The 24220-nt window shown below is 69.6% G+C and carries 28 protein-coding genes; 16 read left to right on the top strand and 12 right to left on the bottom strand.

Translation table 11 applies throughout. The features are described from left to right. Positions 1-8 precede the first annotated feature (8 nt). Complete coding sequence (locus tag O7597_RS15130) at positions 9-590, top strand: hypothetical protein (protein ID WP_281583038.1); 582 nt, start codon at positions 9-11, stop codon at positions 588-590. Further along, positions 583-1077, top strand: a complete 495-nt coding sequence (locus O7597_RS15125) for a hypothetical protein (protein WP_281583037.1) — start codon at positions 583-585, stop codon at positions 1075-1077. Before O7597_RS15130 ends, O7597_RS15125 begins: the two co-directional genes overlap by 8 nt. Here the strand turns inward: O7597_RS15125 and O7597_RS15120 are convergent. Next, a complete protein-coding gene (locus tag O7597_RS15120; RefSeq protein ID WP_281583036.1) occupies positions 1023-2024 on the bottom strand; it encodes a hypothetical protein in 1002 nt (333 codons plus the stop codon). The genes O7597_RS15125 and O7597_RS15120 overlap by 55 nt on opposite strands. A 102-nt stretch (positions 2025-2126) precedes the next feature. Here O7597_RS15120 and O7597_RS15115 point away from each other — a divergent pair, with 102 nt between their 5' ends. The 4 genes from O7597_RS15115 to O7597_RS15100 are packed head-to-tail and all read left to right on the top strand — an operon-like array spanning position 2127 to position 6973. Next, the gene (locus O7597_RS15115) at positions 2127-5213 is read left to right on the top strand and encodes a hypothetical protein (RefSeq protein WP_281583035.1); all 3087 of its coding nucleotides are present in this window, start codon (positions 2127-2129) and stop codon (positions 5211-5213) included. Continuing rightward, positions 5213-5587 (top strand): hypothetical protein, encoded by a 375-nt coding sequence (locus tag O7597_RS15110; RefSeq protein WP_281583034.1) that lies wholly within the window; start codon positions 5213-5215, stop codon positions 5585-5587. Before O7597_RS15115 ends, O7597_RS15110 begins: the two co-directional genes overlap by 1 nt. Then, complete coding sequence (locus tag O7597_RS15105) at positions 5584-5889, top strand: hypothetical protein (RefSeq protein WP_281583033.1); 306 nt, start codon at positions 5584-5586, stop codon at positions 5887-5889. Before O7597_RS15110 ends, O7597_RS15105 begins: the two co-directional genes overlap by 4 nt. Next, positions 5849-6973 carry a hypothetical protein gene (locus O7597_RS15100; RefSeq protein ID WP_281583032.1) on the top strand — a complete coding sequence of 375 codons (1125 nt, stop codon included), beginning with the start codon at positions 5849-5851 and terminating at the stop codon, positions 6971-6973. The genes O7597_RS15105 and O7597_RS15100 overlap by 41 nt, the downstream gene beginning before the upstream one ends. A 41-nt stretch (positions 6974-7014) precedes the next feature. On the opposite strand, the gene O7597_RS15095 is transcribed toward O7597_RS15100, so the two are convergent. Next, positions 7015-8325: a transposase gene (locus tag O7597_RS15095; protein ID WP_281583031.1), complete on the bottom strand. Its 1311-nt coding sequence runs from the start codon at positions 8323-8325 to the stop codon at positions 7015-7017. Between O7597_RS15095 and O7597_RS15090 the strand changes: the two genes are divergently transcribed. From O7597_RS15090 to O7597_RS15065, 6 genes are all read left to right on the top strand, one after another. Next, positions 8311-8520: a helix-turn-helix domain-containing protein gene (locus O7597_RS15090; protein ID WP_281583030.1), complete on the top strand. Its 210-nt coding sequence runs from the start codon at positions 8311-8313 to the stop codon at positions 8518-8520. The genes O7597_RS15095 and O7597_RS15090 overlap by 15 nt on opposite strands. 38 nt (positions 8521-8558) lie before the next feature. Then, entirely contained in the window at positions 8559-9245 is a 687-nt protein-coding gene (locus tag O7597_RS15085) for a hypothetical protein (protein WP_281583029.1), read from the top strand. Between the two features lie 12 nt (positions 9246-9257). Then, positions 9258-11813: a hypothetical protein gene (locus tag O7597_RS15080; RefSeq protein WP_281583028.1), complete on the top strand. Its 2556-nt coding sequence runs from the start codon at positions 9258-9260 to the stop codon at positions 11811-11813. A gap of 49 nt (positions 11814-11862) precedes the next feature. Beyond that, positions 11863-12792, top strand: a complete 930-nt coding sequence (locus O7597_RS15075; RefSeq protein WP_281583027.1) for a hypothetical protein — start codon at positions 11863-11865, stop codon at positions 12790-12792. A gap of 48 nt (positions 12793-12840) precedes the next feature. Further along, complete coding sequence (locus O7597_RS15070) at positions 12841-13113, top strand: hypothetical protein (RefSeq protein ID WP_281583026.1); 273 nt, start codon at positions 12841-12843, stop codon at positions 13111-13113. Between the two features lie 106 nt (positions 13114-13219). After that, entirely contained in the window at positions 13220-13708 is a 489-nt protein-coding gene (locus O7597_RS15065; RefSeq protein WP_281583025.1) for a hypothetical protein, read from the top strand. Between the two features lie 12 nt (positions 13709-13720). Here the strand turns inward: O7597_RS15065 and O7597_RS15060 are convergent, their stop codons facing one another. After that, a complete protein-coding gene (locus O7597_RS15060; RefSeq protein WP_281583024.1) occupies positions 13721-14002 on the bottom strand; it encodes a hypothetical protein in 282 nt (93 codons plus the stop codon). Positions 14003-14056: 54 nt separating this feature from the next. On the opposite strand from O7597_RS15060, the gene O7597_RS15055 reads away from it, so the two are divergent. Next, a complete protein-coding gene (locus O7597_RS15055) occupies positions 14057-14425 on the top strand; it encodes a hypothetical protein (RefSeq protein ID WP_281583023.1) in 369 nt (122 codons plus the stop codon). A gap of 372 nt (positions 14426-14797) precedes the next feature. On the opposite strand, the gene O7597_RS15050 is transcribed toward O7597_RS15055, so the two are convergent. From O7597_RS15050 to O7597_RS15030, 5 genes are all read right to left on the bottom strand, one after another. Then, the gene (locus O7597_RS15050) at positions 14798-16204 is read right to left on the bottom strand and encodes a hypothetical protein (RefSeq protein WP_281583022.1); all 1407 of its coding nucleotides are present in this window, start codon (positions 16202-16204) and stop codon (positions 14798-14800) included. A 47-nt stretch (positions 16205-16251) separates the two neighbouring features. Further along, on the bottom strand, positions 16252-16413 hold the full coding sequence (locus O7597_RS15045; protein WP_281583021.1) for a hypothetical protein: 162 nt from the start codon (positions 16411-16413) through the stop codon (positions 16252-16254). A 16-nt stretch (positions 16414-16429) separates the two neighbouring features. Then, positions 16430-16843, bottom strand: a complete 414-nt coding sequence (locus O7597_RS15040; RefSeq protein WP_281583020.1) for a helix-turn-helix transcriptional regulator — start codon at positions 16841-16843, stop codon at positions 16430-16432. Continuing rightward, positions 16836-17159, bottom strand: a complete 324-nt coding sequence (locus O7597_RS15035) for a hypothetical protein (protein ID WP_281583019.1) — start codon at positions 17157-17159, stop codon at positions 16836-16838. Before O7597_RS15035 ends, O7597_RS15040 begins: the two co-directional genes overlap by 8 nt. A 158-nt stretch (positions 17160-17317) precedes the next feature. Then, complete coding sequence (locus O7597_RS15030; protein ID WP_281583018.1) at positions 17318-17575, bottom strand: hypothetical protein; 258 nt, start codon at positions 17573-17575, stop codon at positions 17318-17320. A 294-nt stretch (positions 17576-17869) separates the two neighbouring features. On the opposite strand from O7597_RS15030, the gene O7597_RS15025 reads away from it, so the two are divergent. Continuing rightward, positions 17870-19087 (top strand): helix-turn-helix transcriptional regulator, encoded by a 1218-nt coding sequence (locus O7597_RS15025; protein WP_281583017.1) that lies wholly within the window; start codon positions 17870-17872, stop codon positions 19085-19087. An 11-nt stretch (positions 19088-19098) separates the two neighbouring features. Next, complete coding sequence (locus tag O7597_RS15020) at positions 19099-19632, top strand: GNAT family N-acetyltransferase (protein ID WP_281583016.1); 534 nt, start codon at positions 19099-19101, stop codon at positions 19630-19632. A 4-nt stretch (positions 19633-19636) separates the two neighbouring features. Here the strand turns inward: O7597_RS15020 and O7597_RS15015 are convergent, their stop codons facing one another. The 3 genes from O7597_RS15015 to O7597_RS15005 all read right to left on the bottom strand — a co-directional run bounded on the left by O7597_RS15015 (position 19637) and on the right by O7597_RS15005 (position 21675). Further along, positions 19637-20104, bottom strand: coding sequence for a hypothetical protein (locus O7597_RS15015; protein WP_281583015.1), 468 nt, complete (start codon positions 20102-20104; stop codon positions 19637-19639). 4 nt (positions 20105-20108) lie between these two features. After that, entirely contained in the window at positions 20109-20879 is a 771-nt protein-coding gene (locus O7597_RS15010) for a hypothetical protein (RefSeq protein WP_281583014.1), read from the bottom strand. 64 nt (positions 20880-20943) lie between these two features. Continuing rightward, positions 20944-21675: a metal-dependent hydrolase gene (locus tag O7597_RS15005; RefSeq protein ID WP_281583013.1), complete on the bottom strand. Its 732-nt coding sequence runs from the start codon at positions 21673-21675 to the stop codon at positions 20944-20946. Positions 21676-21741: 66 nt separating this feature from the next. Between O7597_RS15005 and O7597_RS15000 the strand changes: the two genes are divergently transcribed. After that, positions 21742-21999 (top strand): hypothetical protein, encoded by a 258-nt coding sequence (locus O7597_RS15000; protein WP_281583012.1) that lies wholly within the window; start codon positions 21742-21744, stop codon positions 21997-21999. Here O7597_RS15000 and O7597_RS14995 read toward each other — a convergent pair. Continuing rightward, positions 21981-24182 (bottom strand): hypothetical protein, encoded by a 2202-nt coding sequence (locus O7597_RS14995; RefSeq protein ID WP_281583011.1) that lies wholly within the window; start codon positions 24180-24182, stop codon positions 21981-21983. The genes O7597_RS15000 and O7597_RS14995 overlap by 19 nt on opposite strands. Positions 24183-24220: the final 38 nt, after the last annotated feature.

Raw genomic sequence — 24220 nt, 5'->3', positions numbered from 1 at the left:
ACACCACCATGCCTGTTCCCGTGGTCCCGAAGAACGCCCTGTCCTTCGGCGCCGGGTTCCTGTACTGGGCGCCGCTCGGCACTAGCGTCCCCAGCTCGACCGTCGCCGGCTCGGTGTTCACCGACAACTGGCCCGCCGGCTGGATCCTGCTCGGTGTCACCCGCGAGGGCCACGAATTCTCGTACGAGTTGAGCACCGAAGATGTCGAGGCGGCCGAGTACCTGGACCCGATCGCCACCGTCACGAACGGCCGCACCGTCGGCATGAGCTTCGAGCTGATGCAGGTCCACGCCCAGAACCTCAAGCGGGCCCTGAACGGCGGCAACATCGCCACATCCGGGAGCGGTGCCACCCTCCGGTCGGAGTACACGCCCCCGGCCATGGGCCAGGAGGTCCGCTGCATGTTGGGGTGGGAAGCGTCCGACCTGACGGAACGGCTGTACGCCGAGCAGTGCTTCCAGACGGGCACGCTGACGGTCAGCCGGAACAAGGGCGCGAACAACGCCGGCTTGCCGACGGAATGGCGGTTGGAGCCCGCCGCAGACGGGCAGCCGTTCCACCACATCTTCGCGGGTGCGATCCGTGGCTGAAATGGGCGGGGTGCACGCGTTGCAGGCGCGTGCGGAGGGTGTGGAGATCGTCGGCGGCGGCGACAAGGTCGAATTCCTCGGCGACCAGTACCGGATCGCCTCATCGGTAGGTTTGATGCCGTTGATGAAGTTCGCGATGACGGCGAAGCAGGGCGCGAACGCCGACGACATGGAGGGCTTGGCCGCCATGTACTCGCTGATCAAGGACTGTATCGACCCCGCCGAATGGGGCAGGTTCGAGCAGGACGCGATCGACAAGAAAGCCGAAGCCGAAGACCTCCTCAAGGTCGTCCAGGACGTGATCCAAACCCTGTCCGCGCGCCCTACCCAGCGGCCCGCCGACTCCTCGGCTGGGCCGCAGACAACGTCGGACTCCTCGAAGGAGACCTTGCCCTCTCCGGCCGAGCAGGCGGGCCGGAGCACGCCGGACGGCTACGGGGAACTGGTGTCGATCACGGAGCTGCTGCAAGCCCGCTCGACGGGCTGAGTCTGCGGCTGCTGTGCAACATCGCCCACGCGTGGCTGCGCCGTGACCTTGTCGCAGCCCTCGCGATGTGTGACGGCAAGGAACGGCAGAAAGCCCTCGACGAGTTCGACGCCTGGTTGAACGCGCCGCTTGAGGGCTGGGACGCCGCCGACCAACGCCTGAGGCGGGCCATCGGAGTCGCGTGACCCGGGCGGGGGTGGCCGATGTCCACGCCGCTTGCGGAGGCGTTCGTCCGGGTTCGTGCCAATACGGCCGGGTTCCGGCGTGACGTCACCCGGGAAGCCGAGCAGGCCGGGGACCGGGCGGGGAACATCTTCGCCGACTCGTTCGCCAAGGCCGTCCGCAGCCGGTTGGCGGGCACGTTCGCCGGGGTGCGCCGTCAGGCCGAGACCGTCACCGACGGGGCCGGCGACAAGGCCGGGCGGAAGCTCGGCGACGACATCGTCCGTGAGGCCACCGGCCGGGTCCGTGACGGGCGCGGCCGTTTCGAGGCCGCCGGCACCGATGCGGGCGCGGCGCTCGCTGACGGGCTCACCCGCGAGGCGTCTGCCCGGCTGCGGGACGCCCGGGGCCGGTTCGTGGCCGCTGGCACTGATGCGGGCGGTGGGTTCGGGGACGGCCTGGACCGGGAGTCCGTTCCCCGGGCGCACGAGACCGGCAGGCGTGCCGGTGACGGTTTCTCGGTCGGCTTCGGCCACGGCATCCGCACCACCCACGGCCATGTGCACAGCCTGGTTGCGTTCATTGCCGCGAGCATCCCGGCGCTGATCCCCATCGCCGCCGGGGCCGCTGCCGCCATCGCGGGGATCGGCACCGCCGCCATCGCGGCGTTCGCCGGGCTCGGCGTGGGTGCGCTCGGCCTGATGGGTGTCGCCAACGCCGTCAAGCAGTTGGGTGCCGTGCAGGCGGGGGCTGCGCAGCGGGCTACCGAGATGGCCCGCTCCCATGAGGCGGTGCGGGCCGCGGCTGAGCGGGTACGCGACGCGGAGCAGTCGTTGGCCCGTACCCGCACGTTGGTGGCGGAGTCGGCGGCTGCTGCTGCCCGCCGGGTGGCCGACGCGGAGCGGAATCTGCTGCGCACGCAGCGGGATCAGCTTTCGTTGACGCGGGAGCTGACGAAGGCGCGTGAGGCTGCGACCCGACGCCTCGACGACCTGCACCAAAACCTGGCGGAAAACGCCCTGTCGCAGCGGCAGGCGCAGCTCGATGTCGCGGACGCCAAGCTGGCCCTAGACAAGGTCATCGCCGATCCGAGGGCCAGCGAAGCCCAGCGCGAGCAGGCACGCATCGCCTACGAACGCAACGTCTTGCAGCTCAACGACCTGGAACGCCGAGGCCGGGAGCTGGCCAAGGACCAGGTCGAGCAGGCCAGGGCCGGCGTCGAAGGGTCCAAAGAGGTCGCAGACGCCCGCAGGCGCGTAGCCGACCAGGACGACCGGATCAGGGACGCACAGCGCCGCGTGGCCGACGCCCGCCGCGAGCAGGACAAGGACGCCCGGGAAGGCGCGTACCGGATCGCTCAAGCCCAGAAGCAGGTCGTAGCAGCGCAGAGGGCAGCACGGGAATCCGCCGTGGCCACCGGCAAGGTCGGCGCGGCGGCGATGACCAAGCTCCGCGACGCGATGGATGACCTGTCGCCGGCCGGGCAGCGGTTCGCTCGTTTCCTGCACGGGCTGCGGGACCAGGTGAGGCGGCTGCGGTTCGCCGCCCAGGAAGGGTTGCTGCCGGGGGCGCAGAAGGCGATCGAGAACCTGCTGCCGTACCTGCCTGCCGTCGAACGGTTCGTTTCCGACATCGCCACCCGCATGGGTGATCTTGCGGTGCGGGCGTCGGAAGCCCTCGAATCCCCGTTCTGGAAGTCGTTCTTCGGCATGATCCGCGACACCGCCGGCCCCGCCCTGGAAGGGATGGCCGTCGCCGCCGGCAACGTGATTACCGGCATCGCCGGAATCCTGCAAGCGTTCCTGCCGCTCAACGCCGACATGGGTTCCGGACTGGTCGACATGACGGCCCGGTTCGCCGAATGGGGCAAGAGCCTGTCCAGCAACAAGGGCTTCCAAGGCTTCGTCCAGTACGTCCGTGACACCGGCCCGACGGTGCTCGCGTTCTTCCGTGACCTGTTCCGGCTGGTCGGCAAGCTACTCGCCGGTATGGCACCCGGGGGCGCCGGGCTGCTCGGCGGGATCACCGCGGCGATCGGCTGGCTGGCGGGCCTGTCGCCGCAGACCCTCGGCCGGATCGGCACGACGATCGCGTCGATCGCTGCCGCGACCCTCGCATTCAACATCGCGGCGAAGGGCGCTGCGATCGTCACGACCGCCTGGAATGTCGCCCAGAAGGCGATCGTGGTCGCCCAGAAGGCGTGGGTCGGCGTCCAGATGTTGTTGAACGCCAGCCTGTGGGCGTTCCCCGGCACATGGATTGTCCTCGCAGTCGTGGCGCTCGTGGCCGCGATGGTCATCGCCTACCAGAAATCGGACAAGTTCCGTGCGGTTGTGCAGGCCGCCTGGTCGGGCATCCAGAAGGCGATTTCGTGGGCTTGGGAAAATGTGATCAAGCCGGTTTTTGCGGCCTTCAAGTGGTACATCACGAACATTGTCGGCCCGTGGATCACCTGGTTGTGGCAGAAGGTGGTCAAGCCGGCGTTCACCGGCATCCGGATCGGCGCGGAGGTCATGTGGGCCATCGTCAAGGTCATTTTCGGGTTGCTGCACATCTTCATCAAGGTGACCCTCGGCCCGATCTTCGGCTGGCTCCGTAGGGCCGTCGAGACGGCGTTCTGGGCGATTGCCACGCTGGTCCGGACGGTATGGGAGAACCACCTGCGGCCAATCTTCTCCCGGTTCGGCAACTACATCAAAGATCATGTTGTGCCGGCGTTCAAGTCGGGTGTGTCCGCGATCGGCAAGGCATGGGAGCGGATCAAGGACGTCGCGAAGATCCCCGTCAAGTTCGTGGTCAACACGGTCATCAACTCGGCGATCATCGACAACTTCAACAAGCTGGCGACCGTTTTCGGTGTCGACAAGGTACCGAGGGTGAGCCTGCCCAAGGGCTTCGCCCGGGGCGGTGTCCTGCCCGGCTACACCCCCGGCAAGGATGTGCACCGCTTCGTCTCCGCCAGCGGTGGGGCGATCGACCTGTCCGGCGGGGAAGCCATCATCCGCCCAGAAGGCACACGGGCGCTCGGCCGAGGCTGGGTCGACGGCATCAACGCCGCCGCCCGCCGCGGTGGCGTCGGCGGAGTGCACCGCTTCCTCGGAGGCGCGTACGCCGGTGGCGGCATCATCGACTGGCTCGGCCGCCGCGCGAAGGACGCCAAGAAGAAGGCGACCGACGTGATCAGCGGTGCGGTCGGTCTGATGGCCGACCCCGCCGGCACGATCCGGTCGGTTGTCGACAAGGTGATCGGCCTCGTCCCCGGTAGCGGCATGCTCCGTGACCTGGCCACCGGCGTCCCCCGGAAGATCACCACAGCGGTCATCGACCAGGTCAAGGGCTGGTTCACCGGCGGGCAGGACGGCGGCCGTGGCATCGCCGGCAAGTCACCGCTCGGCGGCTCGGCGGGCATGATGCGGATCCTCCGCGCCGTGTTCCCCGGCCTACCGCTGTGGTCCGGGTACCGGCCCGGCGGGCGAACCCTGTCCGGCCGCATGTCGTACCACTCGGCGAATCGGGCCATCGACACCGCGCCGATCCGGGCGGTCGCGGAACACATCTTCCGCCACTTCCGCACCATCACCCGCGAGCTGATCACCCCCTATCAGGAGTTCAACCTCCTCAACGGACGTCCGCACCGGTACACCGGGGCGGTCTGGAATCAGCACAACTTCGCGGGAGGGAACGCCCATACGCACTGGGCGGCACGCCTCGGCGGCATCGTCCCCCGCATGGGGGCGCGGCTGTTCGACCGTGGCGGTGACTGGCCGTCCGGCACCATCGGCGTCAACATGTCCGGCCGCACCGAACATGTGTCGACCGGGTCGTCCATGGATACCGTCGCGGCGATCCTCACCGGCATCCGCAAGGACCTGCGCGACCTGCGGGCAGCGGTGCAGCGGGTCGGCGCGGAGGTCGGCGTCGAAATCAACGGGGCAGCGTCGACAGCGCTGCACCGGGGAAGGGCGCTCGGCTGATGGCCGCCATCACGCTGAACCGGGTGTGGATCAACCTGGTTGCCTCGGGTGAAGCCATCGCCGCCTACTCGGCGGATCGGGGCAGGTCCGCCGCCGTACAGGGCGAAACCCGCACGTACGGCGGCGGCCGGCGCCGAGCAGTCACCCAGCAAGGCCACACCGACACGACCACGTTCACCCTGCGGCGGATCACCACCGCCCAACGTGACCGGCTACGGGACTGGCTCGGCCAGCAGATCATGTGGCGTGACTACCGGGGACAGCTCGCCGTGGGGGTGCTGTTCGACATCGAGGTCCGCGAGTACAAGACGGAAATCGACCTGTACGACGTGACCACGACCCTGCACGAGGTGACTTGGGCGGAAGGCGCGTGAGGCGCGTCGAGCTGGTCCAGGCCGTCGCCGTCGGCGGGGACGAACGTCCGCGCTGGTGCGACGGCTGCCTCACCTCCGCCGGCTACGACGCTGATGTGTGGGCGATGCTGCCGTCCGGGCTGATCCTGCTCGGCACGTTCCGCGCCTGCGACACCTGCGACCCAGACGGCCAGGTGGTGTGCGCGTTCTGCCCGACAGCCGTCACCGACGGGGGCCGGTTCTTCGCCCACATCCGCGACCGTCACGCGGAAGGGAGCGGCCGTGCAGGCGATCACCGCCGCCCCCCGCAACCATCTCACTGAGGCCACCGTCGTCCGGCTGCTCCGCGACGCCCCCGCGATCACCGTCGGGCATGGCCTCGAACTGATCGGCCAAGACCTGCAACTGGTCGAGGACATCTCGGCGGACCTGGCTGGCGGGCAGGTGTCCCGCAACAGCTACGCGACGCTGCACGCCACCTGCCAACTCGCCCTGTCCCGGGCACTGTCGTGGGGGTCGGCGCTCGTCCGCCCCTACATGACCATCTCTGATGGGCAGGACACCGCCCGGTTCAACCTGGGCGCCTACTACACGTCGACACCAACGCATCGGGTCGGGGAGGACCCGGTCACCTACGACGTGGCCGGCTACGACATCCTCCACGGCCTGCACTCCCCCGTCGGGGAGGCGTACGCCGTCGATGCCGGGGTGGGTTATCTGGCGGCGGTGGAGGCGATCCTGCAAGGGCAGGGCTACACCCGCTATCTAATCGACCAGCGGCGCGGCGATGCGGTCCTGCCCAGCGCGAAGGTGTGGGCGTTGGATGACCAAACCCGCTGGCTGACCGTCGTCAACGATCTGCTGGCCGCGATTGGCTACCAGGGCATCTGGTCCGACTGGGATGGGCAGTTGCGGTGCCAGCCGTACCAGCGGCCCGCCGACCGCGCCCCGGAATGGCTGTACGACGATAGGCAGGCCACCTCCATGGTCGGCCTCAACCGTGACCTTGAACGCGACTTTTTTGAGGCACCCAACCGGTGGGTGTTCGTCCGCCAGAACGACGTTGACGGGCCGCCGCCGGTCGAGGGCGACGGCGTCTACACCTGGACGAACACCGATGTTGGGGACACCAGTGTCGAAGCCCGCGGCCGGGTCCTCACCAAGGTTGTGTATGCGGATGCAGCCGACCAAGCTGCGCTCGAAGCGGCTGGGCAGGTGACGATCGACGCGGACATGCGAATCCCGACCGCTCTGCGGGTCACCACATCCCCGAACCCGCTGCACTGGCATTTCGACCGGCTGATCGTGGATGAGCCGGCGCTGGGCCCGTACGCGGATGTGATGGCCACGTCGTGGACGCTGCCGCTGGACGGCTCCGATATGACCCACGAGTGGACATCGTTGTAGGTGAACCTCCCCCGCCTGAAGGCGGGGGCTTCTCGCGCGGCTCATGCCGGACGACGGGCAGTTCCTGCCCGGAGGATGTTCAGGGCCGCGTTCCGGTCGGCGTGGTCGACATGACCGCACGCCTGGCACTGGAACTTGGCCTGGGTGACACGGTTTCCGGCCGCCGTGTGCCCACACTGGTGGCAGCGGCGGGACGTGTTGGCGGGCTCGACCAGCACGACTTCCCGCCCAGCTTCTTCCGCTTTGACGAGGACAGCACCGATCAGCACCCCCCAACCCGCGTCGTGAACGGATCGGTTGAGGCCGGCTTTCGCGGCGGCACCGTTGGGCAGGAATCCGCCCGCGTCGTCGGGCTTCGGCTTAGGTCGGCGGACCATGTTGGTCAGCCGCAGGTCTTCCAGCACGATCACGTTCGCGTGCCGAGTCAGCGCGAGCGCGGCCTTGCGGGCGGTGTCGAGACGCTGGCGACGGACGACGCCGTGCAGCCGCGCCACCCGGTCCCGTGCCTTGCCGCGACGGTTCGAGCCCCGCTTGCAACGGGCCAGCGCCCGCTGCGCAGCCGTCAGCCGGTCGGCGGCGGCTCGTGCGTGTCGGGGGTTCGGGGCGTGCCCGTCGGTGTCGGTGAGTCCAGGGACGGGTTCGCTGGCGGTGAGCAGGTACGCCACGCCGAGGTCCACACCGATCGTGCGGCCAGTCGTCGGCAGCGGCTCGCTCTCGACCTCGATTGGGAGAACGACGTGCCAACGGGCGCGCGGTCCGGAGCCTTCCCGCTTCACGGACACCTGGCCGAGCTTCGCGCCCTCGGGCAGCGGGCGATGCAGGCGCACCTTGACCGTGCCGACGCCCTGCACGCGTAGCGCCGCGTGGCCGGGCGAGCATCCGTCGGTGGCGAGTTTGACGCCGTCGCCGTGGCGGAAGTCGACCGAATCGAACCGGTGCGCGGACCGGAAGCGCGGGTAGCCGGGCTTCTCGCCTGCCTTGACGCGGCGGAAGAACGCCTGGAACGCCTTGTCGAGACGGCGCAAGGTTTGCTGCTGTGACGTGAACGACCACACGGCCTGGTCGGGTCGGGCGGTGCGGATGTCGGTGAGTTGCGCCATCTGCTGCGTCGCCCGGATCGTGGCGCCGGCCTTGCGGTAGGCGTCGCGGCGTTCCTGTAGGGCGGCGTTGTACAGCTCGCAGTGCGCGGCCAGCATCGCGGTGAGTGCGTCGCGCTGGCGGGAGGTGGGGTAGAGCCGGAACGAGTACATGCGGATCATGCCCAACACCTCCCTTGCGGTAACTGACTTACCACAACGATACCACCACTGAGTTACCACAAGGGGTAGGATCGCCGCATGATTGACGGGCACCTGACCTCCGACGACGCCGCCGCGCGCCTCGGTATCGCCAGGCAGACCCTCTACAACCTCGCCCAAACCCGCGACGACTTCCCCGAACCGCTGCGCATCGGCCGAACCCTGCTCTGGCCCATCGCCGGACTCGACGCCTGGCGAGAACAGCACCCCGCCCGACGCAAACCCGGACGCGATTCCCCCGCCACCTGAAGAAGGCGGCACCCTCGCGTTGGACAGGTGGTGGCCGGGTGTTCGGATTGGACCTTCTGCGGCTCATCGACGCGCGGATCGAGGCCGCCCGGCAGCGGCAGACCGCCGTCGGCACCGTCCATTCCCGCCAGTCAACGTCTCGCGCCTCGGTGGTGATGGACGGATCCAGCCTCGAAGTGCCCGTCAAGGTGCTCACGCACGTCGTGCCGCAGCCGGGTTCCCGGGTCACCCTGACCCGCTACGGCTCCGAATGGGTCGTAGACGGGATGTTCGGTGGGGCCGGGGATCTGGTGGCGGTGTGGCAGGCGTCCACATCATCGTCGGCGGTGTTCTCCGAAACCGCCGTCCTCGCCATCAGCGGGTTCACCTTCGAAGCGCAGGCGGTATACCGGCTGACCCTGGGTGGGCAGGTGCAGGCCACCGCCAGCGGCGGCTACTCGTTGTGGCGGGTACGGGACCGGTCTACCGGCCCGTTCCCGAACGACTGGGGCCAGCTCGGGCACGTCTCGCATCCGATCGCTGACATCCCGTTCGCGTTGCACGGGGTGCACTACCTGGCCAACCCGGCGACGGCACCGCTGGAAAACCGCACGATCGCGGTCACCGCGCAGGCCAACTCGGGCACGCTCGTGCACTTCGCGTCGGCGACGAAACGCCGCTTCCTGGAGATCGAACGCTGTCCCGGCAGCCCAGCCTCATATCCGCACGCAACCACCGTCACCTGAGGAGGTGCGCCGGTGGCCCTCATCGACGACTCGACGCTCAGCAACCCGTTGCAGGCGGCTCCGCCGGTGGGTCGTATCGCCCGGCAGACCACGGGCGTCCTCTGGTTCACGATGATCAGCAACGCGGGCAACTCAGTTCTGTACTACCGGTCCACCAACGGTGGCAGCAGTTGGACGTACGCGGGCGGCTGGAACTTCGGCGTCACCATCCAGGAGATCTCTAACCTGCACATCCCCAACGCCAACGACCTGTGGTTGGCGTTCCGCACCAACGAGTCCGGCCGGGACCGCATCAGCATCGTCCGCGCCACCGGCTCCTCATCCAGCTTCGCGTTCGGCAATCCTCTGAAGGTCGCCGAACCGTCACACGGCGGCACCGCCGGCAGCGTCCATAACGGCCTTGAAATCCACGCCATCTCCGTCGGCTCGGCCGGAATGCGGATCGTCGTGGCCGCCGGTACCCGCATCGGCGGCTCCAACGGTGTCACCCTCTACGGGGCGAACCGCGTCGGCTCTACCCTCTCGGTCAACACCAGCCTGATCACCGGCACCAAGCAGTGGTTGTATCCGTCCGGCACGACCGGCCGCGCTACTCCGCAACTCGACATCGAACACGTCGGTGACGCCAAGTCGGCGTCGTCGTCGCCCCACCTGTGGTGCAGTTTCGGCCGCGACTTCCTGCGGGTCGTCAAGCTCGCGTGGAACGGCACGAGCTGGGCCGGGCCGTCCGGCACCCTCCTACTCGCGTCCGGCCTGGCCGCGCAGAACGCGCTCCCGGGTCGTTGGGACGGCAGCCGGTACGTCATGGTGTTCCGTGACCCGTCATCGACGAGTCAAGTCCTGCTGCTGGAACGGAACCAGGCCAACTCGAACACCACCCAGCGGCCCGCCACCCCCGGCCATCCGGAGGGCGCGATCCGATCCTGCACTTTCGCCTACAACAGCGTGACGAAGGATGTGCGGGTCTTCGCGGTCGGCACCAGCACTGACGTCGTCCACTACATCGATTACATTCGCTCAGGTAACACGTGGTCGTCGTGGACAGTCGCGGTTGCGACCGGAGTCATCGGCGGCTCCAACTACTCGGTGCGCCGCGAGTCGCACGGGTCGGCGAAGTACGACATCGTCACCGCGCACACCGGCAGCCCCCACACGATCGTCTCGACCCACCTGTCACTGTCGTATGCGCCGACCGCGCCGACGTGGCGATACGGCGTCACCGCGCAGACCCCACCCGCCAACGGGGCCGCGATGGACGTGGCCATGTCGATGCGCCTCGACTGGCTGTTCGCTGACCCGGACCCGTCCGACACACAATCAGCGTGGGCGCTGTCGCGGCAGATCGGCACCGGCACCATCCAATACTTCCGGGCGTCCGACAACACCTGGCAGGCCAGCGAGCAGAAAAACACCGGCTCGACGCAAAACCGCACACTGACCACCGGCCAGTGGGTCGGTGGCGGTGGTGCCGGCGACCCTGCGCACACCTACCGGGTGCGGGTGTGGGACACCTCTGACACGCCGTCGCCGTACTCGACCGGTTTGGTGATCGTGCCGGCAGCCAAAGTCGACCCGACGATCACCAGCCCCGCCGTTGACGGGGACACCTGGACCAGCGGCACCATCACCGTGATCTGGTCGGTGGCCGAGCAGACCGGCTACCGGGTGCATCTCATCCGCTCCGGGTTAGTGCTGTTCGACTCGGAATGGCGGGGTGGCGGAGCCACCTCGTACGCGATCCCCCTACCGGTCGCCGATGGGCAGTCGTACACGATCCGGCTGTGGACCCGTTCCGCCGCCGGCCTGGCGTCGTCGGCGGTCGACCGGACTGTAGTCGTCGACTACACCGAGCCCGCCGAACCGATCGCAACGCCCACCCCGATGCCGCACCTCGGACTGATCCGCGTGACGGTCACTAACCCCGCCCCGGCGGCGCTGCTCGCATCTTCATTCGAAGTGGATTTGACGGGCTGGGTGGCGTGGAACGGTGCCCACGCCCGCGTCAACGACTGGGCGTCCGACGGATCGTGGTCGGTGAAGGTCACCCCGTCCGGGTCCGGGACCGCCGCATACACGCAAAGCCCGCAGGTCGCCGCGGCGGCCGGGCAGCCGTACACCGGGTGGGTGACGGTACGCCCCACCACCAGCGACAAGCCTGCTGCGGCGATGCTGCACTGGTTCGACGGGTCGGGCGTCTACCTGTCGTCGACGACCGTCACATCCCCGGCCGAGGCCGGAGTGGCGCAGCAGTTGACGGTGACCGGCGCCGCTCCCGCGAGCACCGGGTTTGTGGCCGTCGCGGCGGGTGTCGCGTCCGCCCCCACGGCCGGCGACATTGTCTACGTCGATGACGTGCGGCTCATGGGTGGCGCTGTTCCCCAAGTCGTCGGTAACGACATTCAGCGGCGGCCCGCCGGGGTGGACGGTGCCGAGGTGACGGTTGCCCGGGATGTGGCCGCCGGTGGCGGCTGGGATGACTGGACGGTCCGTTCCGGGCAGGAGTACGAGTACCGGGCGGTAGCGGTCGGGTCGAACGGCACTGCCGCGCCTGGCCTTTGGTCTGCCTGATCGGGTCGCCCTTTTCCCCGCATGCAACACCCCGCACCTGGAGGTGCTAATGACCCGCGCTCCGGCGACGCTGCTTGCTGTCCGGTCCCTGCTGCTCGCACACCTGAACGTCGACAAGTCACGTTCCCGTGACGCCGACCTTGAGCCGGCAGAGCTGGGCATTGTCGGCGACTCCGCCCACATCGGCGGATACCACTGCGGCTCGGATCGCCTGTACCGCCGGGACGGGAAGGTCGCCGACTACTCGGTGATCGAATCCGCCCGGGACCGCGACGGCCTCACCCTTGACGCCGCCGCCCTCGACGTCGGCATGTTCACCGTCAAGGTCGCTGGCAAAACACACACCCTGGCCACGTTCTCCGCCTGGCTGGTCGCGCAGTGCGAAGCCAACGCCCCGGACACCCGCGACATCCGGGAGATCATCTGGTCGCCCGACGGCAAGGTGGTCAAACGGTGGGACCGGCTCAAGCGGCGCACAACCGGCGACCTGTCACACCGCTGGCACACCCACATCTCCTGGCACCGCGACGCGATCCGCGCCAAGCGGGACCAAACCCCGCTGGTCCGCCGCTACCTCACAGCCATTGGCCTGATCAAGTCGCCCGCACCCGCCGTCACCGCACCGAAGGAAGACACCATGAACACCAGCCAGGAAAAGCTCCTCAAAGAGATCCACACGATGCTGTCCCGCCTCGACGGCCGCGAGGCGGTAGGCATGGCCTACCTGCGGCTCGCCGAAGGCAAGGACCACCGGCCCGACGCGAAGCCGGTCAGCCACCCCACCCTCACGAGCATCGGCGCGCAACTCGGCGAGCTGCGGCAGCTCGTCGCCGCGATCCCCGCCCGCGACGGCATCGATGAGCAGGCCATCGTCGCCGGAGTCCTCGCGTCGCTGACTCCGGAGGCGATTGCCGACGCGATCCCGCCGACGATCGCCGAGCTGGTGGTAGCCGAGCTGTCCCGCCGACTCGCCGGCTAGGCGGCACTTCCCGCACAACCGCACCGTTTCTACCCCTGAGGGAGTGCAGTGACCCAGGAGCAGGCGCCGACCCGCGCCGAACGGGTCCGAGACATCACGATGGCGCTGGTCCTGGTCGTGTGGACCGTGTACGCGGCTGCCGCCGTCATCCAGTTGTTCCGCTCCGGCGCGCAGGTACTCGAATCCCTGCCGCCGTTCTGGTTCTGGGGCATCCCCCTCGCCCCCTACTCCGCCCTGTACACGCCGTGGACTCGGCCCGGCGGTCCACCCCCGCCGCCGGCCGCGCCTACCCCGCCGCCCAGCCCGGAGCCCGCTCAATGACTGTCGGCCTCTACCTCGTCCTGGCGGCCCTGTGCGCCGTCGTTTACTGGCTCGCGGGCCGGATGGTCCGCCGAGCCTACGACCACGCCCGCAGGGAGGGCCGAAGGTGACTATCCCGTCGATCACGCCACGCCGTATCTGGTCGTGGCTCGGCACACCCGGCAGTGTGCGGGCGATCACCGCAGGGATGCTCGTCTACGCGCTGCTCATCGGCGCGCTCGTGTTCGGCTACGCCCGGGTGTCGAACTGCCTGGCCAGCTACGCCGACGCGTCCGCCAGGTCGACGGCGGCCCGAGCCCAGGCAGCCGCCGAGGACCGTGCCGTCGGTGAAGCGGACCGGCGGATCACCGAACAAGAGCGTGCCGCTGCTGCTCGAGCCGAGGCGGCGTTGGATGCGGTGCTGCGGGCGATGGCATCCCAGGACCGGGACCGTACCCAGTCCGCGTTTGCGGATCTGCTGCGGGTACGCGACGAGGTGGCCGAGGTGCGGGCCGGCGCGGCGGCAGCCCGCAAAGAGAATGATGCGATGCGGGCACGTATCGAGCAGCGGCGGGCCGAGCATCCGGTGCCGCCGCCGCCATCTCAGTCCTGCTGACACCACCCGCAGCTAGTACGGCTTGCGGGTGTGCACGGTCCACCGGCCGGTGATGCCGTGCTGGGCGCGGCACTGTTCGTCGATCCATTTGCGGAGCCGTGCTGCTTCGCCGTGTGCCTGCTCGGCGGTGTCGTGTTCGCTGCGCTCGGTGGCCGCCTCTGCCGGCACGTTGTGCAGCACCGCCCACCGGCCGGTGTCGTCCCGGTGTTCCTCTACGCGCACCGACGCTGCCGGGGTTCCGCTGTCGTCCAGGTACAGCCACGCGTGTTCGCGGACCTGCGGCTGACCGGGCATGCCGGCGATCGTACGCCCCACCAATCCTGATCTTCGACCCGTTGAGGAGGGTCCATGGACCCGATCATTCTGCCCGTCCTGCCCACCTACCAGTTCAGCCCGACGCTCGCCGGCCTGCTGTCCCTGGTGTTGACGATCATCCTGCCGATCCTGGCGGCCCTGCTGATGCGGGCTTCCTGGTCGGCGTGGCGCAAGGGTCTCGTCCTGCTGGCCCTGGCCACCGCCAAGTCGTACGTGGAGGCGTGGCTACTCGCCGTCGGCGACAACGTCGCGTTCAACCACGTCACCACCCTGTACGGGGCGGGCGTCACGTTCGGGATCGCCGTCGCCATGTACGTCGGATTGTTGAAGGGCACCCCCGTTCAGCAGGCGGCGCTTCGGGGTGGCTTCGTCAACGATCGGCCCCGGCACGCCGAGCCCTGATCTACGTCGCACCGTCTCGGTAGGATCGTCGGCGCGGTGCCGCCGGTGACGTCCCGGTCAGGCACCGACCAGCCTGCATCGCCCCGCCCGCCCGGCATGTCCGGGGTGGGCGGGGCGCTTCGTCGTTTACGCTGCTAGTGCGGGTGCGATGCCGAGGGCGTCGGTGGTGCGACTACACCAAACGCGAAGGGCCACCCGCGACAGCTCCCAGATGATCACCGCAGGGCCCCGGCGTAGGTGCGGGCCTCCGGCGCATCAGGGCCTCTACGCTGGCCCGCGCCAACCGTGCCGACGGTGGGATCGGTGCCCCGCTGCTCGGGCAGAGAGCAGCCGAACCGCCCCCCTCACCTCCGGGTGAGGGGGGCGGTTTCGTCATGCCCGGACGTCTCGGCTGTCGTCGGGCTCGACGTGCCGCCGGTGCATCCACCCCACCGCGACGAGTAGTAGCACCAGGACAACCAGCCGACTACCCGTGCGAGTCATGTACGTGAAAGACCCAACCCACAGCAGGTCGAACAGGCCGACCATGGCGAGGATCGCGGCGACGAACCCGGCCAGCGATGCCGGGGTGGTGAGTGGCCTGGCCGCCGCCCGGATCAGCAGCCGGTCGATACCCCGCACCGCAAGCCCGATGACGGGGATCATCACCAGCAACCCCCATCCGCCGAAGTTGAACAGCCACTCACCATGCCAGAGGGCAGCGGCGGAATGTTCCGTCCCCGCCAGCTCCGGCGACAGGTAGGGCACGATCTCGGAGCCGAAGCCGACCGGCTTGTCCGGCCACATCGCGCGGGGCACCAGGGCGACGGCGGCAGCCCAGAACGTCGACCCCGCCGCGTGGGGCAGGTATCCCCAGATGTCGAGCTGCCACAGGTGGGCGAACGAGGAAAAGGGGCTGACCGCCGAGCCGAACCCGTCGGCGTCGATCGTGGACCCGGGCCCACCAGCTCGTAGTGCGGCGAGGAACAGCAGGGCGGGAGCAGCCCCACCCACGATGATCGTTTTGGCGTAGCGGTGGGTGTGCCGGTACGCGAACACGACCAACAAGGCGAGTGCGAGGGTGCCGATGACGATCCGCCCAAACCCCGTGAACAGATACGTGAAGTAGATGCCGAACGCGGCGATGAGAACGGCGCCGCACAGCAGAGTCCGCCGCCCGAGGGGCCCGAGGAGAAGGCCGACGCCGAGGAGCAGCACACCCACGAACCCGGCCGGCATCACCAGCACAGTTGTATGCCCGGCCGCCAGCGCGACAGTGACAGCGACGGCAAGCAGGGCGGTCCCGAACGTGACAGCCCACCCGGCGGTGCGCCCATCGACGGTGACCTGCGGGCTGTGTGGTCGACGAGCCGGCGCGACGGTTGTACCCCAGAACAGCATCCACATCGTGACGTGGCTGAAGTAGCAGACAGCCTGCGCCGCGAACAAGGGTGCGCCGGGGTTGTCGCTACCAGCCTTCACCGCCAGGTACAAGCCAGCGAACCCGACGAACAACGCGAATGCGAGGTTGTAGACGCCGACGGCAGTGATGCGGTTACCGCCGTCACGCCAGAACACCCAGCAGCCGAACACAGCCGACAATGCGCTCAACGCGATGGTGCCGCTGTAGCCCCACCCGTCGGGGTCGGACGATCCGACGGTGTATGCAGCCGCGCCGAGGGTGAGCCATGCGAGGCCAGTGAGTCCGTGTCGGACGATGACGGGGCGGCTGTCGACGCGATGCCGTCCAGCCGGCGCGTCGTGGTGTGTGGTGGGCTGGCGGTGCGGCGCCGTGTCCAATGACCCCATGTCGGCGGAGCTTATACGAGCAGTCCACCGGCTACGGCCTATTCGACCGCTTCGAACGCTTCGGTGGTTCCGGACAGTTCCCGGTCGGCGCGTAGCCGATACCCGCAGGGCCAGTAGGCGGCGCAGTCCCGGCAACGGCGCGGCTCGTCGTCGCAGCGGCCGTGCCGGGCCGCGAGGCTACGCCAGTGCTCCCGATCCATCCGGGGCAAACTACCCCTAACCGGCAGGTTCCGAACCTCGGCGGGGACGGCCACGCCGCGCCCAGCCCGCCCGCGACTCGGCCACCAGTCGGTCCACGGCCGCGTCGTCGGCACCGTACAGGCGAGCCAGGCACCGCATATCCGAGACGGAGATGCCAACCTGCCCCAGCTCGATGCGCCACACCTTCGACACCGACCAGCCCGTCTTGGTCGCGACCTCGTCGCCGGTCAGGTCAGCCGCGACCCGCAGCCGCTTCAACTCATGCCGGTAGTCGCGTACGTCCTGACGCGGGAGGACGCGGGTTGCCCGGCGTGCCTGCTCGACCAGCTCGCGGGCGCGTTCCCGCAGCCGCCCACCGTCGGCGGGCGGGTCGGCGACCAGCGCGACGATGGCGTCCACAACCTCGTCGAGGGTCAAGGGTTCAGACACGATCAGCGAGCCGGTTCCGGTTAGCGGTCTTCGACCGCGGTTGCGGCCCCGCGTTCGGTGTCTTCTGTGGAGCGCGGCCCTGCCGGCGCATGCATTCCGGCTGCGGGCACACGCACCGGAACCGCACCTCGTCGCTGGGGATGCTGGCCCCGCCGCAGTCATGTTTGATGCTGGGCAGGATCGACGGCTGGCAGCCCATGCACGTCGTGTCGGCGATGGGTTGCGCGCGCCGCACCCAGCCGACTATCCGCGCGTGCAGCGCTTGCGGGTCATCATCGGGTAGGTCGGCGATGGCATCCCAGTAGTAGCCGGACATGAGTTGCGACAGACCCGGAATGTCTGTGGCGTACCACCGCAGGTGCCGTGCTCGGGTGGGCTGGCATGGCCACGGGTCGCGGCACTGGCCGCACACCCATGAGGGCCGGATCGGGTCGTGCGGGTTGCTCGGGTATGCGACGCCGGTCCGCCGGGCCGTCACCGGGTGCCGTCCAGGCATGCGCGGACCGCGGCGACGGACACCTGCGCCTCCCAGCAGTGGTGCCGGTCGCAGTCGGGGTCGCGGTGGTTGCAGGCGTGGCCGGTGGCGTAGACCAGACCGCCGATCGCCTGCTGCCGGACGGCGACTGACGACACGAGGATTTGTCGCCGCGCTGGCCTGCCGGGTTCCGGGTACCACTCCCCTTCCAGGAGCAGCAGCACCGTACCTTCCGGGACGTCCAGGTCGACTCGCATCCGTGATCCCCCACTCCCGAGCGCCGTTCGGGGTGGGCTGCGGTGGCCCGCTGTTGTCGACTCGCACGCACGGGGACAACGAACGTGCTCGGATGGTCGGCAGACCACCGCAGCCCTGGTGGGGGTTTCCGCAGGCCGTCGGCCCCGACCTCGTCGTCCGAAACCAGCGGCGCGTTCACCCCCGGGCCCTCCGCCGGTCCGGTGTGGGCCCTGACCGCAGCCTGCCCGCTACCCTGCGTGTGGGGTAGGTGTGAGCAGTGGGCCCACACAACTGCCCACACCGTGGGGGTGCCGATGGAGGCGTTCGGGGTCACACTGAAACGGCACCGGCTCAACGCCGGCATGTCGCTGCGGCAGCTCGGGGCGGCAGCCCGGATCGACTACTCCTACCTGTCGCAGGTGGAGCGGGGTGTCCGACGGGCGTCACGGGCGCTGGCCGAGGACTGCGACAGGGCGATCGGTTTGGGTGGTGGGCTCGTCCAGGCGTGGCAGCAAGCGGGTGAGATCGACGTGCACAGGCGCACAGTGCTCGGTGTGATGGGTGCCCTCGCGGCTGCGCCCGCAGTCGCCCCGCTCGTCGGTTTGGAGGCGCTGCGGCACACCCTCGGCGCGGCGGCCGGCACCGACACGGACGCGTGGGAGCGGATCGTCGCCGGATACGCCCGGGACTTCTACATCCTGCCCGCGCCGCTGCTACGCGACCACCTGCAAGCCGACCTGACGGTCCTCTCCCACCAGCTCGCCGCCGCCCCCGACGACCGTGGCCTGTTGCGCGCTGCCGCGCACCTGGCGGCGATCATGGCGATGGGGGTGTCCGCTGCCGGCCTGCACGGCATGGCCCGCCGCTGGTGGGACGACGCCCGCGTCTACGCTGACCGGTCGACGTGCCTCGACACCCGCCTGTGGGTGCGTGACTGGGAGGTCGTCAACGGTACGTATGAGCGGCGACCCGTCGCGGCGATTCTGGACCGGGCGGATGAGACGGTGGCGCTCGCCGCCGACCGGGTGTGTGTCGGGCACGTCGGGGTGCTCTCCGGCCGGGCGCAGGCCCTCGCGGTCGCCGGCCGAGCCGACGAGGCCCGGCGGGCGTTGGCCGTCACCGCGGCGATGACCGACCGGATGCCCCCCGGCGTTGTCGCGGACGCCGACAGCATGTTCGGCTGGCCCGAGGTCAGGTTGCGGCACACCGAGTCGTACGTCTACACCCACATCGGCGACACCGCGCAGGCGATGGCCGCGCAGGACCGGGCCCTCGACCTGTACCCGGCCGAGTTGGGTCGGGAGCGGGCGCAGATGCTCATGCACCGCGCGTCGTGCCTCATCCAGGACGGTGACGTCGGCGGCGGCCTGCGTTACGCCGCCGACGTCCTCGACGACCTACCGGCTGCCGACCACACCGCCCTGCTGTACCAGGTGGCACGGTCGGTGGTGGCGGTGGTGCCGGAGCGGGAGCGGCGCCGCGCGGAGGTGGCCGGTCTGCGGGACCGGATCGCCGCGCTGCCGGCCGGGTAGTGTCACCGGCCATGGCTGACCTCGTGTGGACGCTCGTCGACGCCGACACTGCCCGGACGATGACGGATGAGATCCGCGACCTGTACGCCGTGGTGTATGCCGAACCGCCCTACTGCGAGGGGCCGGAGCACGTCCGCCAGTTCGGCCGCTGGTGGTCCGACCACCTCCGCCAGCCCGGGTTCACGCTGGCCACCGCCCGTGACGCCGGCCGCCTGGTCGGGGCCGTCTACGGACACACCATGCCGCCCGGCGACTGGATGGAACCCGACGCTGACGAACCCCCGGCCGGGCTCCGCCAGGCGACGAAGCTGTTCGTCGTCGAGTGGATGGTCCTTGGCGGTTACCGGGGTCAAGGGGTCGGCCGGCGGCTCCTCGGGATGCTGCTCGACGGCCGGGCCGAGCAGTGGGCGGTGCTTGCCGCGAACCCGGCCGCCCCCGCCCGCCGGCTGTATGAGCGGATGGGCTGGCAGCAGCACGGCCAGATCAGGCCCCGCACCATCCCCGACATGGACGTGATGGTGCTGCGCCTCAACGGCCGGGACTAGCAGGTCAGGCGGTCGGGTCGCGGCGCAGCTTCCACCACTGATGCTCGACGCCGGCCTCCGTGGACACCCCACGCACACCGGTGTGGTACCAGCCGTCGGCCATGTGCAGGCCGATGGGCTGGGCGAACAGGTAGGTGATCGCGGCGAGTGGGTAGGGGGCGACGATCGTGGTGTGCCGGTGCCGGTACGCCGCCTCATACAGCCCCCGGTCGCGGTAGCCGGGCCGCTCGTAGTTGTCGCAGCAGCGCAGCACGTTCCCGTCTACGACCGCGCATGCCCACGCCGCGGGTACCCACCGGCCGCCCTCGCGCACCGTGGCGATCGACCACACCTTGCGCGGATGCTCTATCAGCCGGTGTTCCGCATCCGACCACATTGCCGCCAGCAGCGCGGGGTCGGTGCGGATCTGCCCGACCAGTTCCTCATAGCGGGGGTAGCCGGGCGCGACGTTCACCAGCTCGCACGGTGCCATCGGTTCAGTCCTGGCCCGCGCGCACGACGTTCTGAACCCAGGTGTGAGACTTGTCGGCAAGGGCGGCGATCTGCCGGTCGGAGTCGGTACCCCACGCGGCGATCTGCCGGACGAGGGCGGCGCGGCGTTCGATGAGGGTGTCGATCTGCTCGGCGACCTGTTCCAACACCTCGCGCACCTCGGCGCGGAGTTCTTCGCGGCGGGTTTCCAGCCAGGCGCGCAGGCCGGCGACGACCACGGTCTTGTCGGCGGTGGAGATGATGTCGGCTTCCGCCGCCTGTTCGATCGCGTCGAGCTGGTCGTCGGTGGTGTCGGCGGTGAGGCCGAGTTCGTCTGCCGGGTCGTCGCCTTGGGCGTACCAGTCGGCGGCGTCGATCTCGTCGACGATGTCGCTGCCGTCCATCTCGGCCCAGCCGTCGGCGATGGTTTCGATTTCGTCGGCGGCGGCGTGGGCGGCGGCGTTGAGGGAGCCGACGTGGTTGTTGCCGTCCCACTCGATGATGGAGCCGTCGAGAACTTGCTGCGCGAGGGGGGCGATCTTGTCCATGAGGGCGTTGGCCGAGTCGGCGGTGAGTGCGGGGATGGACCAGGTGCGGGTGCGGCCGGCGTAGACGTGTTCGGGGATCGCGCCGCCGATGGCGCTGGCGTAACCGCAGTAGAGCCGGCCGTTTTCGAGGTCGAGTTGAATGTGGCAGGGCTGTGTCTTGTACTCGCCGGGGTACCGGCAGTAGAGGGCGGTGGGTTCGGTCAGCTTCTCGATCATCACTGTCGTCATGGCAAGTATGTTGCCACAGGTCGGGATGCCATTCAATCAGGTTGGCAAGAAAGTTGCCGAGGTGTCAGCCGAACACCAGGTACGCCCCACTGCCCAACCCGAGCAGCATCAGCAGGCACCACACCACCCGCTCCCCCGGCCCGCCCGTACGGAACCGCAACCACCGCGGCGACCCCACCACCCCCCACCGGCAGCCCCGCACCCGCAACGGCCAGAGCAGCGGACACGCCGACAAGGTCGCCGCGTCACCCAGGCAGTGGGCGATCATCCCCCACGCCACCGGCAGCCCGATCCACCACCAGCCCGGCCCGCCCTCCGCGAGCACCGCCCCGACGGCGACGGCGACGACCAGCACCCCGTAGCCGCCGCGCCGACGCCGAGGCGACAGCAGGCCCCGGCAGGCCAGAGCAGCGGACACGGCAACGACCGGCACACCTGCGGCGGCACCCCACCGCCAGCCAGCCACCCCGAGCAGCACCCCGAGCAGCACCGCGAACGCGACCGTATGAGTGAGCGCGCGATGGCCGTCGGCGTCCCCATCACAGCAGGAACAGGTCACCCGGGACACCCACCGCGACACCGCAGCGGTCACCCACGACACACCACCGGTGACCGAGCCCAGGCTGATCGACGCGGTCGCCTTGGGGTGGTCGAGATCCGGGAGCAGGGCGGCCCCGGCCGAGACGACCGCCCCGGCGACGGCGACGTGCCCCTGCACCGGGTGACCGGCCAGGCCGAGCGCGGCGCAGCCGGCCAGCCAGCCGACCGCGCCCGAAAGCGCGTGCGTCCGGCCCATCACAGCGACACACCACCCGTGATCTCGCTGCTACTGAATGTCGTACCCGTATGCGACACTGGCGACATGACGACCAGTGACCGGGACCGGTGGGTGCAGCGTCTCCGCGACGCCGCCATCGAAGCCACCTGCCTGGGCGCCGACCGTGACGAGTTGGACGAAGCTCTCACCGAAGGCGTCGAGGAGGGTTTGCGGCTGCTCGCGCTCCGGTCCGGCACCGCCGCCCCGGCGCCGCGTCTCCCGCAGCCCCGCGAGGCCACCACCGGTGGCGCGCTCGCGCGGCTCACCGCGGCGACCGCCGGCATTCAGCCCACCGCCCGGTAGTACGGGCCACTCACTGAGTCCTCGCGTACGAGCCCGCCCAGCTCCACCAGCCGGGCCAACACCTGGTCGACGCGCTGCTTGGACACGTTGACACCCCACCTGGCGTGGATCGCGACGCGGACCTGCACGGCGGTGAGTGGCCCGTCTGCTGCCCGCATCACGTCGAGGATCGCCTGACGGGTCGTCGGCGGCGTCGCCGGTCCCGTGTCGGGGGTGTCGACGTGGGGGCGGACCGGCACCGCGTCCATGCGTAGATGCGACTCCGACAGCAGCTCGGCGGCGACCGTGTCCACGTCCCCGGTGGGCCGCTCCGGCTGCGGCTGCGTGGGGATCGACGGCTGCGAGGCGGCCTCGGCCACCGGTGCAGTCGGGGCCGGCTTCACATCCAAACGCACCCCCGCGCCACGGACCAGCCGGTCCAAGGCCGAGCCGGGACGCGGCCCGGACGGCACAGCGGCCGTCTTCGGTGCCGGCTCGTCATCCTCGGGCAGATCCTCGTCACGGAGCTGGGCGAGCATCGCGGCCTTCCGCTTCCACCGGTTCTCGTACGCCAACCCGGCTTCGAGATCCTGGAACACCTGCTCTTGCAGCAGCTCCCGGTAGTCGGGGTGCGACGGGTCACGACCGTCGAGCACATCAGCGGCAGTCACCCGGGAGGCGATCAACCGTGCCCGGTCGTCGAGCTTGGGCCGCAGGTGCGCGGTGGCGATGGCGTGCGCCTCGATCGACGCGATATCGACATCGACGGTGCGGACCAGCACCGGCCGGTAGTCCCGATCGGTCCGGTACAGGAACGCGGAACCCTTGTGGAGCAGCCGCACCCGGCCCGGGTTCTTACCCAAGATGTGGTCGTACTCGCCCTCTTCGTCCATGCGCAGGCAGATGCGGATACCCTGCACCGCCCGCAGACCCTTCTCCAGCATGTCGGACGTGCCACGCAACACCGACTGGATGACGCGGGCCCCCTCGGCGCGGCCGATCTGCGCGACGCGGGCGATGTACTGGTCGAGGAGCTGCGCGAGCAGCCCGATCGCCTGGCGGATCTCCGCGCCCTCGTCGGTGATGACCACGATCGCCGGGAGATCCTTGTCGACCGGCACGACAGTGGTGTTGGCGGCCCGCTTACGACGCATCGACTCCCGGTTCGTCTTGCGGTCCTTCGAGATGGCGATGAGGATCGCGCACATCACCGCGCCCTCAATCTCGTCTTCGGCCACCCAGTCGATCGTCGGTACGTCGACCTCGCCGCGGGCGTACGGGGTGAGCCACGGGCCGGCGACACCGCCGCCGTTGGGGTCGATGACCCAGATCAGGGCGTCGATGCAGCGGGCGAGCCGCATGATGATCCGGTGCAGCAGGGTCGTTTTGCCGGAGCCGGTGGTGCCCCCGACGACCATGCCCTTTTCGCGTAGGCACACCGTCATGTCTTCGCCGCGTGGGCTGGCCGCGAGATCAATTTCGTCGTAGATCGACGCCGGGGTGGTCGGTTCGGACAGTCGCCGGACGTCGGCGAGGCAGTCACGCAGCATCACGTCGAGGATCGCCGCGCCCTGGTGGGCTGCGTCGAGGACGCGGACGATGCAGCCCTGCGGCAGTTTGACCGCTGCGGCGATGTCGTCGGCGTACTCGGACAACTTCTTGACCGTCAGCCCCTCTGGCAGGTCGACCATGACCTGCATTCCGTCGCCGGGCGCGTTCTCCCACGGCCGGATGCCCGTGACGGTGATGTCCTTCTTGGTGAGGCGGCGAAGCATCGCCTGCCACCGCAGCGCGTTGTCGGACTGCGTGCCCTGCGCGGGTTCGGGTCCGGGGTCGTGGCGGATGGTGCGGGCCACCGTCTCCGCCGGGGCGTAGATCCGCTCCAACACCCACAGGGCGCCCGCCCACGCAATCACCGTCATCCACGCCCACAGCGACCAGCCGGCCAGCGCCACCCACGTCATCCACGCGCTGCACGCCAGAACCGCCGCCAGCCGGTGAACGAGTGCCGCCGTCCGATCGGCCGCCATCGTGACCAGACCGGTGAGCAGGCAGCCAAGCAGCCCTGCCCCGATCCCGATGGCCCAGCTTCCATTTCCCTGCTCGGTGCCGTGGCGCAGGACAGCCGCCCCGATGAGGACGACGATCGTCCACGCCGGCACCCACGCTGCCCCCGACGGGCGGCTGCCCTGCTCCTGGTCCATGCTGGTCCCCCTTCCGTTCGCTGTGGTAGTCATCGGGC

The sequence above is a fragment of the Verrucosispora sp. WMMC514 genome, from assembly GCF_027497295.1.
GTDB classification, from domain to species: Bacteria; Actinomycetota; Actinomycetes; order Mycobacteriales; family Micromonosporaceae; genus Micromonospora; species Micromonospora palythoicola.
This window is presented reverse-complemented; position numbering and strand designations above follow the sequence as displayed.